The following is an 18,385-nucleotide window of genomic DNA, read 5'->3' on the forward strand; positions in this document are numbered from 1 at the left end:
AAAGATTAAAGCAACTTTAATCTTAAACTAATTCTAATTCTTCTTGTTCTAATCTTAATAAGGCTTGTCTGTATTCTTCTGGGAGCACTTTTTTAAACTTCGGAAGGAAACTTTTCCAATTATCTAAAATTCTTTTCGCTAAAGGACTTCCAGTTGCATGATGATGATTTTCAATTAACTGTTCTAACTGTAACTGATCCTCTACGTTTTCGATAGGATCGATATTTAAATCTTCAGAATTACAGTGTTGTATAAACGTGTCATTTTCATCTAAAACATAAGCAATTCCGCCACTCATTCCTGCTCCAAAATTTCGTCCAACAGCACCAAGAATAACAGCCACACCACCAGTCATATATTCGCAACCATGATCTCCAATACCTTCCACAACTGCTTTGGCACCAGAGTTTCTCACACAAAAACGTTCGCCTGCTTTTCCATTGATGTAGACTTCTCCGGAAGTTGCTCCATATAATGTTACGTTTCCTGTAATGATGTTATCTTCTGGAGTAATGGTACATTTTTCCGGTACTTTAATAATTAATTTTGCTCCAGAAAGACCTTTTCCTAAGTAATCGTTGGTGTTTCCGTGTACGGTAAACTTTAAACCTTTGGTAGCAAATGCACCAAAACTCTGACCAGCAGAACCACTAAACTCAATATCTATAGTATCTTCCGGTAAACCATCTGCACCATAAATTTTAGAAATCTCGTTACTCACAATCGCACCAACAGCGCGATCGATATTAGTAATTGGTAGTTCTAAATGTGTTTTTTGTCTTCGGAATAATGCTTGATGCGCTTGCTTAATAATCTTAAAATCTAAGTGCACATTTAAGTTATGGTCTTGACAGTAAGTGTTAAATAGTTTTACATCTTCCGAAACTTCAACTTTATGAAGAATTGGTGTTAAATCAATACCTGAAGATTTGTAATGGTCAATTGCTTTATTTCTATTTAATTTTTGAGACTGACCAACCATTTCATTAATAGTTCTAAATCCTAATTTAGCCATAATCTCACGCAATTCTTGAGCGACAAAATACATGTAGTTAACGACATGTTCTGGTTTGCCTTTAAACTTTTTACGTAGTTCTGGGTTTTGGGTAGCAATCCCAACTGGACACGTATTAAGATGGCAAACACGCATCATAATACAACCCGAAGCTACTAAAGGTGCGGTTGCAAAACCAAATTCTTCAGCTCCTAATAAACAGGCAATCGCGACATCACGTCCTGTTTTTAACTGTCCGTCGCACTCTAAAACCACTCGATTTCTAAGATCGTTCATCACTAGAGTTTGTTGCGCTTCTGCAATACCAAGTTCCCAAGGTAATCCTGCGTGTCGCAAAGATGTTAAAGGCGATGCTCCTGTACCACCATCAAAACCAGAAACTAAAATCACGTCTGCTTTAGCTTTGGCAACTCCTGCTGCTACAGTACCAACACCAACTTCCGATACTAATTTTACATTAATTCTGGCTTCTCTGTTAGCACATTTTACATCATATATTAATTGTGATAAATCTTCAATAGAATAAATATCGTGATGTGGTGGAGGCGAAATCAATCCGACATAAGGTGTAGAGTTTCTTGTTTTTGCAATCTCCCGATTGACTTTTGGTCCAGGTAATTGTCCACCTTCACCAGGCTTTGCACCTTGTGCTATTTTTATTTGAATTTCGTTTGCACTTGTTAAGTAATTTGAAGTCACACCAAAACGACCTGATGCTACTTGTTTAATTGCTGAATTTTTCCAGTCGCCTTGTGAAGATTTATAAAAACGTTCTTGATCTTCGCCACCTTCACCAGAATTAGATTTTCCACCTATTCTGTTCATGGCAACTGCTAAGTTTTCATGCGCTTCTTTACTAATAGAACCGTAAGACATAGCTCCAGTTTTAAAACGCTTTACAATTTCAGTCCAAGGTTCTACTTCATCAATTGGAATAGGGTCAAATTGATCAAACTCAAACAAACCTCTAATGGTCATTAAGTTTTTAGATTGGTTATTTACCAACTCAGAATACTCCTTAAAAGTTGAGGCTTTGTTAGTTCTTACCGATTCTTGAAGTTTTGCAACTGTTAATGGGTTAAACATATGTTTTTCTTGTCCACGTCGCCATCTATAATCGCCACCAACTTCAATAGTTGGTTTTATATTTTTATGAAAGGCTTTTTTATGACGTTTTACTATTTCTTGTTCAATTTCTCTTAATCCAACACCTTGAATTCTGGTGGTTGTATTTGGGAAATATTTTTCAACCGTAGCAGAGTTGATTCCGATACATTCGAATAATTGGGACCCTCTGTAAGAATTTAAAGTTGAGATTCCTATTTTGTTCATTACTTTCAGAATCCCTTTTCCAATTGCTTTGTTGTAATTTTTAATAGCAGTTAAATACTCTAAATCGGTAACATCTTTATTATTGATTTGCTTCTGAACAATTTCATTAACGATATATGGGTTTACAGCACTTGCACCATAACCAAAAAGTAAAGCAAAGTGATGGACTTCACGCGGTTCTGCCGACTCAATAATTAAACTAATTTTTGAGCGTTTTTTTAATTTATGAAGCGCATGATTTACATAAGAACAAGCTAAAAGTGCAGGAATTGGTGCGTGATTTTCATCTACAAATCTGTCTGATAAAATGATAATATTTGCACCTTCATCAATCGCTTTAGAAGCTTTAGTGACTAAGTTTTCTAGAGCGACTTCCAATTCATTTAACCCACGATTAACTTCGTATAACATTGAAATAGATTCAACTTTAAAATCTGGATTAGTATCGTAGTTTTTAATCTTATCTAAATCGTGTTTAGAGATGACTGGGTTCTGAATTTTCAGCTTTTTACAATGCTCAGCATTAATATCAAACAGGTTAACATCACTACCTAAAGTTAAGCTAATATCTGTAATTAATTCTTCTCTAATTCCGTCTAAAGGCGGATTGGTAACCTGCGCAAATAACTGTTTAAAATAATTATAGACCAGTTGAGGTCTTTCAGATAAAATTGCAATTGGCGCATCGCTACCCATAGATCCAATAGGCTCTTTTCCTAATTGCGCCATAGGACGAATAATGGTGTTTAAATCTTCTTCAGTATAGCCAAAAACGACTTCACGTTTTGATAATTCAATTTCATCATGCTTTATTGGTCCTTTTTTTGCTTCAATATCTCTAAGATGTACTAGGTTTTCATTTAACCATTGTCTGTAAGGATATTTGGCTGCAATTTCTTCTTTTATTTCTTCGTCATTAACAATTCGCCCCTCATTCATATTTACTAAAAACATTTTTCCAGGTTCTAAACGACCATGATACTCTACGTTTCCAGGTTTAATATCAACCACTCCAGTTTCTGATGACATTATTACGTTTCCAGATTTTGTAACAGTATACCTTGAAGGTCGCAATCCGTTTCGGTCTAATACAGCACCTATAAAATTACCATCAGTAAAAGGGATCGAAGCTGGTCCATCCCAAGGTTCCATAAGACAAGAGTTATACTCATAAAATGCTTTTTTAGCATCAGACATGTTTGGGTTTTTCTCCCATGCTTCAGGCACTAGCATCATCATTGCTTCTGGAAGCGATCTGCCAGTCATTAACAATAATTCTACAACCATGTCTAAGGTTGCCGAATCTGATTTACCTCTTAAAACAGTTGGAATAATCTTTTTTATATCGTCACCAAACAATGGGCTTTCCATGATTTCTTCACGAGAAAACATTCGAGACACATTACCTCTAACTGTGTTAATTTCACCATTATGGCAGATGTATCTAAACGGTTGTGCTAAATCCCAAGTTGGGAAGGTGTTGGTAGAAAAGCGTTGATGCACTAACGCTAAACGTGTATCTAATGCTGAATTAAACAAGTCTAAATAATACTCGTTAATATGCTCTGGCATTAATAAGCCTTTAAATATGATAATTTTTGTGGACAGACTTGGAAGGTAGAAGAATTTAGATTCTGATAATTTAGAACCATATATAATATGTTCTGTAATTTTACGTGTAGCAAATAGTTTTAAGTTAAACTCTCTTTCGGTTTGCTCGTCGTTTGCCTTACCTATAAAAATTTGCTTTACAAAAGGCTCTGTGACTTTAGCAATGTCTCCTAAAACGTCACTATTAACAGGAACATCTCTCCAACCAATGAATTTTAACCCTTGGTTTTCAATTTCTTTTTCAAATACATCAATACAGTATTGACGCTGATTCTCTTTTTTTGGTAAAAACACATTACTTACAGCATAATTACCAGCTTGTGGTAAATCAAATTCGCAAAAAATCTTAAAAAATTTATGTGGAATATCTATTAAAATACCTGCACCATCACCTGTAACACCGTCCGCACTTACAGCACCACGATGCTCTAATTTTACTAAAATTTCTAACGCTTTATGAATAATATCGTTAGAACGTTTTCCTGTTAAACTACAGATAAAACCAGCACCACAATTATCGTGTTCATATTCTGGTAAATAAAGTCCTTGTTTTTTTAGCATAATCAGTAAGAATTTAAGGCATTTTACCGCCTTATTTAACTTCTAATATATGTGCTATTGTTTGATTATGAAAAGGTTCCGATCACTTTTCCGAAATTCTGAATGAGATAGTTTTAAAATGCTATTTGAGCAATTTTACAGCACATATTTTATGAAATAGACAATATAAAAATCACAACAAAAATGCAATTTTGATGCGAAAACGTTTTCGTAATAGTTGAAATGTTGAATAAAATTTAACAAAAAACAATTTTTATTGAAATTTAAGCAATAACGAGAATGTGGATTTAATAAAAAATCAACAACTAATTTAATATACCCTTTAAAAAATAGGGTTAAAAATAAATTAATAATAAAAACAAACCCATCAACCCTATTTTTTTAGGGGTTAAATATTTTTTGATATAGATTTGGTAACAAATTTAATTCCTGACACAGAAATATTATGAAACAATTATTGATCTTAACACTTCTATTTACAACAACACTATTATTTTCTCAAAACGACACAACTAGTCCAGAAAAAAAATTCACTTTTGGAGGAAGCGTAGATGCCTATTACAGGACTAATTTAACTGCTCCTAATGACGATAACCAGATTGCTCCTGCAACCTCCTTTGCAGATACTGGTGGTTTCTCTCTTGGAATGGGAAATATTATAGCCTCTTACGAAAAAGGAAAAGTTGGAGCTGTTGCAGATTTAGTATTTGGACCAAGAGGTGAAGCAGCAAGTGCAACTGTTTTAAATCAATTATTTGCGTTTTATAATATTAGTGAAAACACCAAATTAACATTTGGAAAGTTTAATACATATTTAGGTTACGAGGTGATTTCTCCAGTAGGTAACTTTAACTACAGTACCTCTTACTTGTTTTCTAACGGACCATTTTCTCATACAGGTGTAAAAGTAGATTTCTCATTATCTGAAGATTTCAGTTTAATGCTAGGTGTTTTTAATCAAACAGATGTGACCGAATTTAATCCTGATGGTAGTTATGCTGTTGGAGCACAATTAGGATATAATGGTCAATATTTAAACTTATTATACGATAAAGCAGGTTTAGGATTTGAGGTTGATTATACAGGAGGTTTTGATGCTTCTGATGACTTTTTTATCGGGATAAATGCTGCTTATGCAGATAATGAAGGTGAAGGATTTTACGGAGTAGATTTATACCCACAGTATAGTACTAGCGATTCTTTTACAATTGGTTTAAGAGGTGAATATTTTCAAACTCAAAACGAGTTTGTAGACGATGACCCTAGTGTCATTGCTATTACACTTACAGGAAGTTATGTGGTTGATGAAGATTTAATTATCAAACCAGAATTTAGATTAGACTCTGGTTCTGAAGATATATTTATAGATACAGATTTAATGGCTACAAAAAGTCTAGGTGCTTTTGTGTTAGCAGCTATATATAGATTTTAACTAACTAAATATTAATAAGGTTTTCGCTGTAGCGAAAATTAAAAACTCAAAAAAATGAAAAAAGTTGAAGCAATTATCAGAAAGTCAAAGTTTTCTGCAGTTAAAAAAGCACTTCATGAAGTAGGTGTTAATTTCTTCTCGTATTGGGATGTTACAGGACTTGGTAACGAAAAAGAAGGTCATGTTTACAGAGGCGTGTCTTACAGTACAAGTGATATACAAAGACGTTATTTATCCATTGTTGTTAATGACGATTTTGAAGAAGTAACTATCAAAGCCATTCTTGAAGCTGGTAGTACTGGTGAAGTAGGTGATGGTAAAATATTCGTTTCAAAAATCGATGAAGTTTACAGAATAAGAACAGGAGAAAAAGGCGGAAACACATTAAAATAAAAAACATGGAATTACTTACAACAAATAATGTATGGATGATGATCTGTACAGCACTGGTTTTCTTTATGCACTTAGGATTTGCATTTTTAGAAATTGGACTGACACGTCAAAAAAACACAATTAATATACTTTTTAAAAACATTTTTATAATTACAGTTGGACTGCTATTGTATTGCTTAGTAGGATTTAATTTAATGTATCCAGGAGAATTTAATGGTGTCTTAGGATTTGCAGGGTTTGGTTTAGACGCTCCTATAACAGCAGAAGGTGCTTTAGATTTAGCTTACAACGAAGGGTACACCTATTGGACAGACTTTTTGTTTCAAGGGATGTTTGCAGCAACTGCAGCAACGATTGTATCTGGAGCTGTAGCAGAGCGTATGAAAATAGGACCATTTATGGTTTTTACTATACTTTACGTTGGATTTATATACCCAATTGCAGGATCTTGGAAATGGGGAGGCGGATTTTTAGACAGCTTAGAAACTCCTTTTTATGACTTTGCAGGTTCTACGTTAGTACACTCTGTTGGTGGATGGGCTGCTGTAGTAGCAGTTTGTTTATTAGGCTCAAGAATTGGTAAATTTAAAGATGGTCAATTACAAGCCATACCAGGACATAACATTCCGTTAGCAACAGCTGGAGTATTAATCCTTTGGCTAGGATGGTTTGGATTTAATGGAGGTTCTGTATTATCTGCAGACCCATCTTTAACTTCATTAACATTAGTAACAACTTGTCTTGCAGCAGCAGCTGGAGGTGTTGTTGCAGCCCTAACCTCTACTATATTACATAAAAATTTAGATTTAACAATGTTCTTAAACGGAATCTTAGGAGGATTAGTGGGTATTACAGCTGGAGCAGACCAAATGAGCCCAACAGATGCTGTAATAATTGGAGCAGTAGCTGGTGCTATTATTGTATTTGCAGTTTCTTTAATTGATAAGTTAAAATTAGATGATCCTGTTGGTGCTATTGCAGTACACTTAGTATGTGGTATCTGGGGAACATTAGCAGTAGGTATTTTTGGAAATTTAGCAAGTGGCGCACAGTTTGTAAGTCAACTAATTGGTGTAGCTTCTTATGCAGCTATTTGTATAGTGTCTTCATTTTTAATCATTTTTATAATGAAGAAAACCGTTGGTATTAGAGTTTCTGAAAAAGAAGAATTAGAAGGACTTGATGCTCATGAACATGGGATGGATGCATATCCAGACTTTAGACTAAATGAGCATTAGAATTTAGTTAGTTTGTTTGAGAAACCCTCAAGGTATTATGCTTTGAGGGTTTTTTGTATTTAGCATAAAAAAAATACCCAGTAATGTAATTACTGAGTATTTAACGACTAATAATAAAATATTATATAATTGTAGATTGTCCTAAATGAATATTAGCAAAATTAATATTCGTATCATTTGGGTTACTAATAAAATCAGCTATAAAATCGCCCACTTTAGAAGTCGTAACATTATCATTTTTAGTATTTAAATCTGGAGTTGTTATTTCTAATTTTAAAGATTTATCAACGCCTTTTTTAATAAGTTCGGCTTCCTCATATAATCCAAAATGTTCTAATAACATTGCTGCACTTAATATAGAAGCAATTGGATTTGCAATACCTTTACCTGTTGCTTGCGGATAAGACCCATGAATAGGTTCAAACATGGCGTATTTGTCTCCAACAGATGCTGAAGCTAATAACCCAATAGATCCACCTATAACACTAGCTTCATCACTAATAACATCTCCGAACAAATTTTCTGTTAATATCACATCAAACTGTTTTGGATTTAAAATCATTTGCATAGCTGCATTGTCTACAAATAAAAAGTCCAGCTCCACGTCTGGATAATCTATTGCTAATTCAGTAACCACTTTTCTCCATAAACGAGAGGTTTCTAAAACATTGGCTTTATCAACTAAAGTCACTTTTTTCTTTCTGCTTTGAGCAGCTTTAAAAGCTAAATGTGCAATGCGTTCTATTTCTTCGCGAGAATACTCACATAAATCGGATGCTGAATTACCGTCTTCGCTTAAATATTTTTTTCCGAAATAAATCCCTCCAGTTAATTCTCTATATATACTAATGTCTGTGCCATTTATAATGTCTCGTTTTAAAGGAGATTTATTTAATAAAGTATCATAAGCTTTAACAGGTCTAATATTTGCGTATAATCCTAATTCTTTTCTAAGCTTAAGTAATCCTTGTTCCGGTCGTACTTTTGCGTTAGGGTTATTATCGTATTTAGGATGACCTATTGCACCAAATAAAATCGCATCACTAGATTTGCATAAGTCTAAAGTTGCGTCTGGTAAAGGGTTCTTTTGTTTATCTATTGCAATAGCACCTACAGGAGCTTCTTTAAACAAAAAAGTATGGTCAAACTCTAATGCAATAGCTTTTAATACTTTTATACCTTGGTCAGTGACTTCTGGACCAATACCATCACCTGATAAAACGGCTATATTTAATTTCATGTTATACTAATTAGTTTGTTGTTTAGCTTCAAAAGCTGTAATCATTTCTTTTTTACTTAATAAATAATCAATATCATCATAACCATTAATCATACAGGTTTTTTTGTAGGCATCAATCTCAAAGGGCTCACTAAAAGAAGTGCCTTCAACTGAAATCGTCTGGTTTTCTAAATTTACTTCTAATTTAATTTCAGGGTTTTCAGAGATTTCAGTCAATAGTACATTTAAAAATTCTGGAGTGACTTGTACTGGTAGTAACCCATTATTCAAGGCGTTTCCTTTGAAGATATCAGCAAAAAAACTAGAGACAATCACCTTAAAACCATAATCCGTTAAAGCCCAAGCAGCATGCTCACGACTAGAGCCACAACCAAAATTATCGCCAGCAACTAAAATGCTACCAGAGTATTTTGGGTTGTTTAATGTAAAATCTTGGTTTATAGATTCGTCCTTATTAAAACGCCAATCTCTAAATACGTTATTTCCAAAACCATCTCTGCTTGTTGCTTTTAAAAAGCGCGCAGGAATGATTTGATCTGTATCTATATTTTCTATCGCTAACGGAATAGCTCGCGACTGTAATGTTGTAAACTTTTCCATATTAATTCAATTGTTTTGTTACGTCCACAATTCTCCCTTCAACCGCAGTTGCTGCAGCCACTAAGGGACTCGCCAAAATAGTTCGAGAACCTTGACCTTGACGACCTTCAAAATTTCTGTTACTGGTTGATACGCAATATTCACCTTGCGGAATCTTATCCTCATTCATCGCTAAACACGCGCTACAACCAGGTTGACGTAATTCAAAACCTGCTTCATCAAAAATATCCTTAAGACCTTCTTTTATAATTTGTGCTTCTACTTGTTTACTTCCAGGTACTAACCATGCAGTTACATTATTGGCTTTTTGCTTTCCTTTTATATAATTTGCAGCGACTCTAAAATCTTCAATTCTAGAATTAGTACAACTCCCAATAAACACAAAGTTGATAGGTTTATCAATCAACGATTCACCTTTTTTAAAATCCATGTACTCTAAAGATTTTTCAAAAGAAGCATCATTTATCGTTGGGATGTTTTGGGTGACTTTTATTCCCATTCCAGGATTGGTACCATAGGTTACCATTGGTTCTATATCTTCAGCATCAAAAAAGTATTCTTTGTCAAAAGAGGCACCTTCATCTGTTGGTAAGGTTTTCCAATAGGCTACTTTATCTTCAAAAGCTTTTCCGCTTGGCGCAAATTTTCTTCCTTTTACATAATCAAAAGTGGTTTGATCTGGTGCAATCATGCCTCCACGTGCACCCATTTCGATACTCATATTACAAACGGTCATTCGACCTTCCATAGACATGTTTTCAAACACATCTCCAGCATACTCGCAGAAATAACCTGTACCTGCATTGGTGCCTAATTTAGCTATGATATACAAAATGACATCTTTAGGTAAGACGCCATTTTTTAATTTGCCATTAACCGATACTCTTAAACTTTTTGGTTTGGTCAACAATAAACATTGACTTGCAAAAACTTGAGCCACTTGACTGGTTCCTATACCAAACGCAATAGTGCCAAATGCACCATGTGTTGAGGTATGTGAGTCACCACAAACAATGGTCATTCCAGGTTGTGTGATACCTAATTCTGGTGCCATAACATGAACAATACCATTGTATTGATGTCCAAGCTCGTAAAGTGTAATGTTATTTTTTTTGCAATTTTCAGAGAGTTGTTGAAGTTGTTTTCTAGATAACTCGTCTTTAATTGGTAAGTGTTGATTTTGGGTAGGTGTGTTGTGGTCTGCAGTCGCTACGGTATGGTTGGGACGAAAAATGGGAATCTGTCGTCGTTCCAATTCATTAAACGCTTGTGGACTTGTGACTTCATGTATTAAATGTTTGTCAATATACAGCACTTGTGGTCCATCTTTAATAGTATCGACTACATGAGTATCCCAAACTTTATCAAATAGTGTCTTCTTCATTTATGCACTAATTATTTGTTGGTACACATTGCTTGTTTCAATAATCTGATGAATATCATTATCGTTAACTTCCTTTTTTCTATCTGCAAAAGTTAAAAAGTTTGCATAGACATCATCTAATTGCAATTTGGTTAACTCATAACCAACATTTTTAGCTCTGTACGCCAAAGCAGCTCTTCCGCTTCTAGCGGTTAATACAATTGCAGATTCTGTGACACCAACATCTTTAGGATCTATAATTTCATACGTTTCACGGTTTTTAATCACACCATCTTGATGAATTCCAGAGCTATGCGCAAATGCATTAGCACCCACAATAGCTTTATTTGGTTGCGTGTAAATACCCATACTATCACTTACTAACTGACTTATACCATATAATCTTGTGGTATCAATATTGGTGTCTAAATTTAAATAAGGATGCTGCTTTAAAACCATAACGACTTCTTCTAAAGCGGTATTTCCAGCACGCTCTCCAATACCGTTTATGGTACTTTCAATTTGTCGTGCACCATTAATAACACCTTCAATTGAGTTAGCTGTTGCTAAACCTAAATCGTTGTGACAATGACAAGATAAAATGGCGTTTTCAATACCTTTTACGTTTTCCATTAGGTATTTCATTTTTGCGCCATACTCGCTTGGTAAACAATAACCAGTTGTATCCGGAATATTTAAAACGGTTGCACCAGCTTTAATAGCTGCTTCACAAACTCTTGCTAAATAATCATTGTCTGTGCGACCTGCATCTTCAGCATAAAACTCCACATCTTCAACAAACGTTTTTGCATAGGCAACTGCATCAAATGCACGTTTGATAATATCTTGTTTATTAGAATTGAATTTGAATTTTATATGAGAGTCGGAAGTACCAATTCCTGTGTGGATTCTTGGTTTTTTTGCAAATTTTAAAGCTTCTGAAGCAACTTTAATATCGTTTTTTACAGCACGTGTTAATCCGCATACTGTAGCATTTTTTACAATTTTAGAAATAGCTTCAACCGATTTAAAATCGCCTGGACTTGAGACGGGAAAGCCTGCTTCTATCACATCGACGCCTAAGATGTCAAGCTGTTTAGCGATGACGACTTTTTGTTCGGTGTTTAATTTACAACCAGGTACTTGTTCGCCATCCCGAAGTGTAGTGTCAAATATTTGAATGTGTTCTTTCGACATTTTGTAAGAATTATTTTTCTATTGTAGTACTAATTTATACTTTGGTTAAAAGTTTGGCAGTACTTGTTTTTTAATTCTTACGATGTTCAGTCAAAATTTTACTTTTTAAGTAACTGACATTCAAGCAATTAATATCAATTTTGATTGATGACTAAAGAGCAAAAAGATAATTTATTTTTATTGGTTAAATCCTTAACTAAATCTGAAAAACGACAATTTAAATTGTATGTTGGGCGACTTGGAGTGAATTCTGATTCTAAATTTTTAAATCTTTTCAACTTGTTAGATAAAGCACAGGTTTATGACGAAACGAGTATTTTAAAAAGTGGAATTGTTAAAAAACAGCAATTAGCCAACGTCAAAGCCCATTTATACAAGCAGATTCTAATAAGCTTAAAATTAAACCCATCACATCAAAATATTCGCTCACAAATTAGAGAACAATTGGATTTTGCATCTATTTTATACCACAAAGGGTTGTATAAACAAAGTCTTAAAATTTTAGATAAAGCTAAGGACGTTGCTATTTTTAATGAAGAAAAAAATCTTGCTTTCGAAATTGTTGAACTTGAAAAAATTATTGAAGCTCAGTACATCACCAGAAGTATAAGTAATCGAGCAGATCAGCTAACGATTCAAGCTAAGGAGTTAAGCGAGTTAAATGTAATAACAAGCAAGCTCTCTAATTTATCTTTACAACTATATAGTATTATTTTAAAGACTGGTTACGTTAAAAACGAAACAGAAAGCAAAGCCATAACAAAATATTTTAATGACAGATTGCCAAAATTAACATTCTCTGCATTAGGTTTTAGAGAGAAATTATGGTTTTATAAAGCACACCTCTGGTATAGTTTTTTAATGCAAGATTTTTTAAATTGTTATAAATATGCATTAAAATGGGTTGATTTATTTTATGAAAACCCTAATATGATAAGTTTAAACCCTGTTTTTTTCTTAAAAGGGAATAACTATTTATTAGAAGCCTTATACTTTATAAAAAACAAGCCAAAATTTATTAAAAAACTCAACGAGTTTAATACTGTAGTAAGTCAATCCAATTTTCCAAAAGACGAAAATGTATCCACATTAGTGTTTTTATATGGTAATTTTCATAATATCAATCAGTATTTTATAGATGGAAGTTTTGAAGAAGGTTTGATATTGATACCAAAGATAGAAGCAGAATTAGCTCAGTTTGATAATAACATTGACGAGCATCATAAAATGATTTTTTATTACAAATTTGCCAGTTTGCATTTTGGGGTAGGCAATAATAAAGCATGCATAAAATATTTAGATAAAATTATCTCTAATAGATCATTGTCAATGCGTGAAGACTTACTTTGTTTTTCAAGAGTTTTAAACTTAGTAGCACATTATGAAGCAGGTTTAGATTATCATTTAGAAACCTTATTGCGTAGTACATATAAGTTTTTAATAAAAATGAATGACTTGCACGAAGTACAAAAAGAAATGATTAAATTTATAAGAGGTTTGCAAGATATTTACCCTCAAGACATTAAAAATGAGTTTAAAAAACTATTGCAAGTTTTAAAACAATATGAAGACCATCCGTTTGAGCGTCGTGCATTCTTATATCTAGATATTATTTCATGGTTAGAAAGTAAAATAGAAAACAAACCAGTGGGTCAAATAGTAAAGGATAAATACTTACAGTTATATGCTTAATAAAAGCATTTGAAATTTATATGAAATTTCAAAAGGAATAAAATAATTATTCATCAATTAAGTTAATTAAATAAGTCAAGACTGTATTTTGATGATTTATAATGTTATCAAATCATCAAATATCATACTAAAAAAGCCTAAAATTAGCATTTCGTCGAAAAAAACAGCGCTTTAAAGAGGTTTTTTTATAAAAAAGAGTTTTAAAAGTTTTGATAGCATAGTTTTTTTTATACATTTACACCCTCAAATCAGCGATGAAGAAAAATAAAACATTAATAGCTTTAGTCTTATTTTTATTAATAAGTATAGTTGGTGTGTCTCAAATTGTGACACCTCCACCTCCACAACAGCCACCACCTGTAGGTCTTCCTATAGATAATGGTATAGTCTTGTTAGTTGTTTTGGGTCTAATTTATGGTGTTTACAAAGTAATGTCTTCTAGAAAAAAATCAAACGTTTAACTCGGTTAAGCGCTTTACGTATTTCCCAATTACATCAAACTCTAAATTCACTTTAGTGCCAATTTTAAAAGTTTTAAAATTTGTGTGCTCAAAAGTATATGGAATAATAGCAACACTAAAGCTGTTTTTAGCAGAGTTTACAACCGTAAGACTTACTCCGTTTACAGTTATAGACCCTTTTTCAATAGTAATATTATTTAATTTTGGGTCATACTCAAAAGTATACAACCAACTTCCGTTAGTCTCTTTAGCCTCAATACAAATAGCAGTTTGATCTACATGACCTTGTACAATATGACCATCTAATCTATCGCCAAGTTTCATAGCGCGTTCAATATTTACTTGGGCGTTAATTTTTAAATCACCAATATTGGTTTTATCTAATGTCTCTTTTATGGCAGTTACCGTATATTCATTATTATTTATTCTAACAACGGTCAAACACACACCATTATGCGCGACACTTTGATCAATTTTTAATTGACTAGTAATATCGCAAGCTATGGTAATATCTAGATTACCTTTTGAGGTAGACATCTGTTTTACTGTACCAAGTGTTTCAATTATTCCTGTAAACATAAACTTAATCGTATTATTTGGTTAAATTTGCTTTGGTAAATTTACAAACAATAGTTAGTAGTATTAATGAAGAAAGAAGAAAATATTAAAGTAGGAATTTCTATAGGTGACCTTAACGGAATTGGAGCTGAAATTGTTTTAAAAATCTTTGAAGACAATAGGATGTTAGAGTTTTGTACTCCAGTAATTTTTGCATCTATAAAAACTATGAGTTTTGTAAAAAACCATTTCAATTTAGACATAAAATTAAATGGTATCCATAGTGTAGGACAGGCTATAACTGGTCGTGTTAATGTGTTGAATTGTTGGAAAGAAAACGTAGATGTTAATTTTGGGCAAGAGGATATTAAAATTGGCGAGTATGCTATAAAATCTCTAGAACAAGCAACAAAAGCCTTAAAAAACAACGAGATAGATGTATTGGTGACTGCTCCAATAAATAAGCATAACATACAGTCCGAAACTTTTAAATTTCCAGGTCATACAGATTATTTAAACCAAGAATTAGAAGGTAATAGTCTTATGTTTATGGTAACAGAAGGTTTAAGGGTTGGATTGTTTACGGATCATGTTCCAGTAAAAGATATAGCCACCCATATTACACCACAACTTATAGAAGAAAAAATAAGTACAGTTTATAACTCACTTAAGCAGGATTTTAAAATAAATAAGCCTAAAATAGCTGTTTTAGGCATCAATCCTCATACAGGTGATAATGGAGTTATTGGAAATGAAGATGATGAGGTGTTACGTCCTACTCTTCAGAAAATAAAAGAGTCAGGTAAATTAGTTTTTGGTCCATATGCAGCAGATAGTTTTTTTGGATCCAACAATTATAAAAACTTTGATGCTATAATCGCATCCTATCATGACCAAGGATTAATACCATTTAAAACTTTATCTTTTGGTCAAGGAGTTAATTATACCGCTGGATTAAATCGTGTTAGAACTTCTCCAGACCATGGGACAGCCTATGAAATTGCTGGAAAAGGAACAGCAGATGCTAGTTCGTTTAAAGAAGCTATTTTTACTGGAATTCAGATTTTTAAAAACAGAATCGAATATCAAGAAATCAGTCAAAACCCACTAGGATTTTCTAAACGAAAGATATAAACAAAAAAATGTTTATAAGTCTTCAATATAAAGAAAATTTTATATATTTGCAGGCTCAAAATAGATGTGGTAATGAAGCAATTAAAAGAATTTACAATACCATTTGTAGGTTTAAAGGTAGGAAAACATCATTTTGATTATAGTATAGATCAAACGTTCTTTAATCATTTTGAGTATGAAGATTTTAATTCCTGTAATATCCAGGTTGATTTAATTTTAGAAAAAAAATCAACGTTATTAGAATTAAATTTTCAAATTTCAGGAACAGTAAATGTAAACTGTGATGTCACCAATGAACCTTACGACCAAGCCATATCTAATGAGTTTGAATTGGTAGTAAAGTTTGGCGAAGAATATAATGATGACCATATTGACATATTAATCATTCCACATGGCGAATATGAAATTAATGTTCAACAATATATCTATGAATTAGTAGTATTAGCATTACCAAGTAAACGCATACATCCTGGAATTGAAGACGGAACATTAGATTCTGAAATACTTGACAAACTAGAAGAACTTAGTCCAAAGCTAAAAGACACAAAAGAAGATAAAGAGGAAACAGATCCTCGTTGGAACACATTAAAAAAACTATTAACGGATAAATAACAATATAAAATGGCACATCCTAAAAGAAAAATCTCGAAAACAAGAAGAGATAAAAGAAGAACACATTATAAAGCAACTGCGCCACAAATTGCAACTTGCCCAACTACAGGTGAAGCACACTTATATCATAGAGCTCATTGGAGTGAAGGAAAACTTTATTACAGAGGTCAAGTGTTAATTGACAATTCAGTAGAAGAAAACGAAGCATAATTACTATGCATGCATATAATAAAACGCTCACTTGTGGGCGTTTTTTTTATGATTAATTTTTCTTTACGTTAAAAAGCATTTACTTTGCATAGAATTAGTCTAAATTTGACTAATTTTATTAAATTAAAGTCAAATTCGGTCATTTTTGACCTTTTTTTGACTAAAATAGCTAAAATATGAGCAAAATCTCTGCTGCAATTACCGCTGTTGGTGCCTATGTGCCAGAATACGTATTAACCAATCAAATTCTTGAAACGATGGTTGATACAAACGACGATTGGATTACTACTAGAACAGGAATCAAAGAACGTCGTATTTTAAAAGGAGAAGGAAAGGGGACTTCTTTTATGGCTATTGAAGCAGCCAAAGACCTTATAAACAAAAAAGGTTTAAATCCTAAAGATATAGAATTAGTAATTGTTGCAACAGCAACACCAGATATGCAAGCAGCATCTACTGCTGCCTATACTGCAACACAAATAGGAGCAACAAATGCATTTTCTTTTGATTTAGAAGCTGCGTGTTCAAGTTTCCTGTTCGGGATGTCTACTGCTGCAAAATATATTGAATCTGGACGTTATAAAAATGTATTATTGATTGGTGCTGATAAAAACTCTTCAATGATTAATTATGAAGACAGAGCAACTTGTATCATATTTGGAGATGGTGCAGGAGCAGTGTTGTTTGAACCTAATACTGAAGGTTTAGGACTTCAAGATGAATACTTGAGAAGTAATGGAGAAGGACGAGAATTTCTACAAGTCAAATCAAGTGGTTCCTCTTACCCTGTAACCAAAGAATCAATAGATAGAAAAGAAAATTTTGTTTTTCAAGATGGCAAAACAGTTTTTAAAAACGCAGTGTTTAATATGGCAGATGTTGCAGTAAAAATTTTAGAGCGTAATAATCTTCAAAAAGATGATATTGCGTGGCTTGCAGCACATCAAGCTAATAAAAGAATTATAGACGCAACCGCTAACCGTATAGAATTAGAACCCGAGAAGGTCATGATGAATATAGAAAAATATGGTAATACTACATCAGCTACATTACCATTATTATTAAATGATTACGAATCACAATTGAAAAAAGGAGACAATATTATATTTGCAGCTTTTGGAGGTGGTTTTACTTGGGGTTCTATTTACCTTAAGTGGGCTTACAATTCTTAACAAACTAACTAAAACTAAATTAATAACTTAATTATTATGGATTTAAAAGACATTCAAAACTTAATTAAATTTGTTGCCAAATCTGGCGCAAGTGAAGTTAAATTAGAAACAGAAGATGTTAAAATAACTATAAGAACAGGTTCTGAAACAGAAACAACTTACGTACAGCAAGTACCTATGCAAGCGCAAATGCCAATGCAACAAGCAGTGCCTCAAGCGCCAGTTGCAGCACCAGCGACAACAAATGATGCTCCTGCAGCTACAACTGACGACTCAAAATACATTACTATAAAATCTCCAATAATAGGTACGTTTTATAGAAAACCTTCTCCAGATAAACCATTATTTGTAGAAGTTGGTCAGACTATTTCTGAAGGTGATGTGCTTTGTATTATTGAAGCAATGAAGTTATTCAACGAAATAGAATCTGAAGTATCAGGTAAAATTGTTAAAATTTTAGTTGACGATTCTTCTCCTGTAGAATTTGACCAACCATTATTCTTAGTAGACCCATCTTAATTTTAGGTTATTAGTGCTTTCGGTAAATATTAAATCGACAGTAAA

General features: G+C 33.0%; 16 protein-coding genes. 10 read left to right on the forward strand and 6 right to left on the reverse strand.

Translation table 11 applies throughout. The annotated features are described in order from the left end of the window. Positions 1 to 22 precede the first annotated feature (22 nt). Complete coding sequence (gene gltB / locus Ollyesu_RS05395; protein ID WP_279302776.1) at positions 23 to 4,519, reverse strand: glutamate synthase large subunit; 4,497 nt, start codon at positions 4,517 to 4,519, stop codon at positions 23 to 25. Between the two features lie 445 nt (positions 4,520 to 4,964). Here gltB and Ollyesu_RS05400 point away from each other — a divergent pair, with 445 nt between their 5' ends. Genes Ollyesu_RS05400 through amt form a run of 3 tightly spaced genes read left to right on the forward strand, consistent with a single transcriptional unit; the run spans position 4,965 to position 7,582 of the window. Next, on the forward strand, positions 4,965 to 5,951 hold the full coding sequence (locus Ollyesu_RS05400) for an outer membrane beta-barrel protein (RefSeq protein WP_279302777.1): 987 nt from the start codon (positions 4,965 to 4,967) through the stop codon (positions 5,949 to 5,951). Positions 5,952 to 6,005: 54 nt separating this feature from the next. Then, positions 6,006 to 6,344, forward strand: coding sequence for a P-II family nitrogen regulator (locus tag Ollyesu_RS05405; protein ID WP_111658440.1), 339 nt, complete (start codon positions 6,006 to 6,008; stop codon positions 6,342 to 6,344). 5 nt (positions 6,345 to 6,349) lie between these two features. After that, on the forward strand, positions 6,350 to 7,582 hold the full coding sequence (gene amt, locus Ollyesu_RS05410; protein ID WP_279302778.1) for an ammonium transporter: 1,233 nt from the start codon (positions 6,350 to 6,352) through the stop codon (positions 7,580 to 7,582). Positions 7,583 to 7,703: 121 nt separating this feature from the next. On the opposite strand, the gene leuB is transcribed toward amt, so the two are convergent. Genes leuB through Ollyesu_RS05430 form a run of 4 tightly spaced genes read right to left on the reverse strand, consistent with a single transcriptional unit; the run spans position 7,704 to position 11,982 of the window. Beyond that, a complete protein-coding gene (gene leuB, locus Ollyesu_RS05415; RefSeq protein ID WP_279302779.1) occupies positions 7,704 to 8,822 on the reverse strand; it encodes a 3-isopropylmalate dehydrogenase in 1,119 nt (372 codons plus the stop codon). 6 nt (positions 8,823 to 8,828) lie between these two features. After that, positions 8,829 to 9,422, reverse strand: a complete 594-nt coding sequence (gene leuD / locus Ollyesu_RS05420) for a 3-isopropylmalate dehydratase small subunit (protein ID WP_279302780.1) — start codon at positions 9,420 to 9,422, stop codon at positions 8,829 to 8,831. 1 nt (position 9,423) lies between these two features. Then, positions 9,424 to 10,806 carry a 3-isopropylmalate dehydratase large subunit gene (leuC, locus tag Ollyesu_RS05425; RefSeq protein WP_279302781.1) on the reverse strand — a complete coding sequence of 461 codons (1,383 nt, stop codon included), beginning with the start codon at positions 10,804 to 10,806 and terminating at the stop codon, positions 9,424 to 9,426. Then, complete coding sequence (locus Ollyesu_RS05430) at positions 10,807 to 11,982, reverse strand: 2-isopropylmalate synthase (RefSeq protein ID WP_279302782.1); 1,176 nt, start codon at positions 11,980 to 11,982, stop codon at positions 10,807 to 10,809. Positions 11,983 to 12,129: 147 nt separating this feature from the next. Here Ollyesu_RS05430 and Ollyesu_RS05435 point away from each other — a divergent pair, with 147 nt between their 5' ends. Both Ollyesu_RS05435 and Ollyesu_RS05440 read left to right on the forward strand, forming a co-directional pair. Then, the gene (locus Ollyesu_RS05435; RefSeq protein ID WP_279302783.1) at positions 12,130 to 13,674 is read left to right on the forward strand and encodes a hypothetical protein; all 1,545 of its coding nucleotides are present in this window, start codon (positions 12,130 to 12,132) and stop codon (positions 13,672 to 13,674) included. A gap of 254 nt (positions 13,675 to 13,928) precedes the next feature. Beyond that, positions 13,929 to 14,135 (forward strand): hypothetical protein, encoded by a 207-nt coding sequence (locus Ollyesu_RS05440; RefSeq protein WP_279302784.1) that lies wholly within the window; start codon positions 13,929 to 13,931, stop codon positions 14,133 to 14,135. On the opposite strand, the gene Ollyesu_RS05445 is transcribed toward Ollyesu_RS05440, so the two are convergent. After that, positions 14,124 to 14,714 (reverse strand): riboflavin synthase, encoded by a 591-nt coding sequence (locus tag Ollyesu_RS05445; RefSeq protein ID WP_279302785.1) that lies wholly within the window; start codon positions 14,712 to 14,714, stop codon positions 14,124 to 14,126. The genes Ollyesu_RS05440 and Ollyesu_RS05445 overlap by 12 nt on opposite strands. Before the next feature lie 66 nt (positions 14,715 to 14,780). Between Ollyesu_RS05445 and pdxA the strand changes: the two genes are divergently transcribed. From pdxA to accB, 5 genes are all read left to right on the forward strand, one after another. Next, positions 14,781 to 15,827, forward strand: coding sequence for a 4-hydroxythreonine-4-phosphate dehydrogenase PdxA (gene pdxA / locus Ollyesu_RS05450; protein ID WP_279302786.1), 1,047 nt, complete (start codon positions 14,781 to 14,783; stop codon positions 15,825 to 15,827). A 72-nt stretch (positions 15,828 to 15,899) separates the two neighbouring features. Next, positions 15,900 to 16,439, forward strand: coding sequence for a DUF177 domain-containing protein (locus Ollyesu_RS05455; protein WP_279302787.1), 540 nt, complete (start codon positions 15,900 to 15,902; stop codon positions 16,437 to 16,439). A 9-nt stretch (positions 16,440 to 16,448) separates the two neighbouring features. Further along, the gene (gene rpmF / locus Ollyesu_RS05460) at positions 16,449 to 16,649 is read left to right on the forward strand and encodes a 50S ribosomal protein L32 (protein ID WP_111658429.1); all 201 of its coding nucleotides are present in this window, start codon (positions 16,449 to 16,451) and stop codon (positions 16,647 to 16,649) included. A 176-nt stretch (positions 16,650 to 16,825) separates the two neighbouring features. Then, positions 16,826 to 17,821: a ketoacyl-ACP synthase III gene (locus Ollyesu_RS05465; RefSeq protein WP_279302788.1), complete on the forward strand. Its 996-nt coding sequence runs from the start codon at positions 16,826 to 16,828 to the stop codon at positions 17,819 to 17,821. 36 nt (positions 17,822 to 17,857) lie between these two features. Continuing rightward, positions 17,858 to 18,340 carry an acetyl-CoA carboxylase biotin carboxyl carrier protein gene (gene accB, locus Ollyesu_RS05470; RefSeq protein WP_279302789.1) on the forward strand — a complete coding sequence of 161 codons (483 nt, stop codon included), beginning with the start codon at positions 17,858 to 17,860 and terminating at the stop codon, positions 18,338 to 18,340. Positions 18,341 to 18,385: the final 45 nt, after the last annotated feature.

It is taken from the genome of Olleya sp. YS, assembly GCF_029760915.1.
GTDB lineage: Bacteria > Bacteroidota > Bacteroidia > Flavobacteriales > Flavobacteriaceae > Olleya.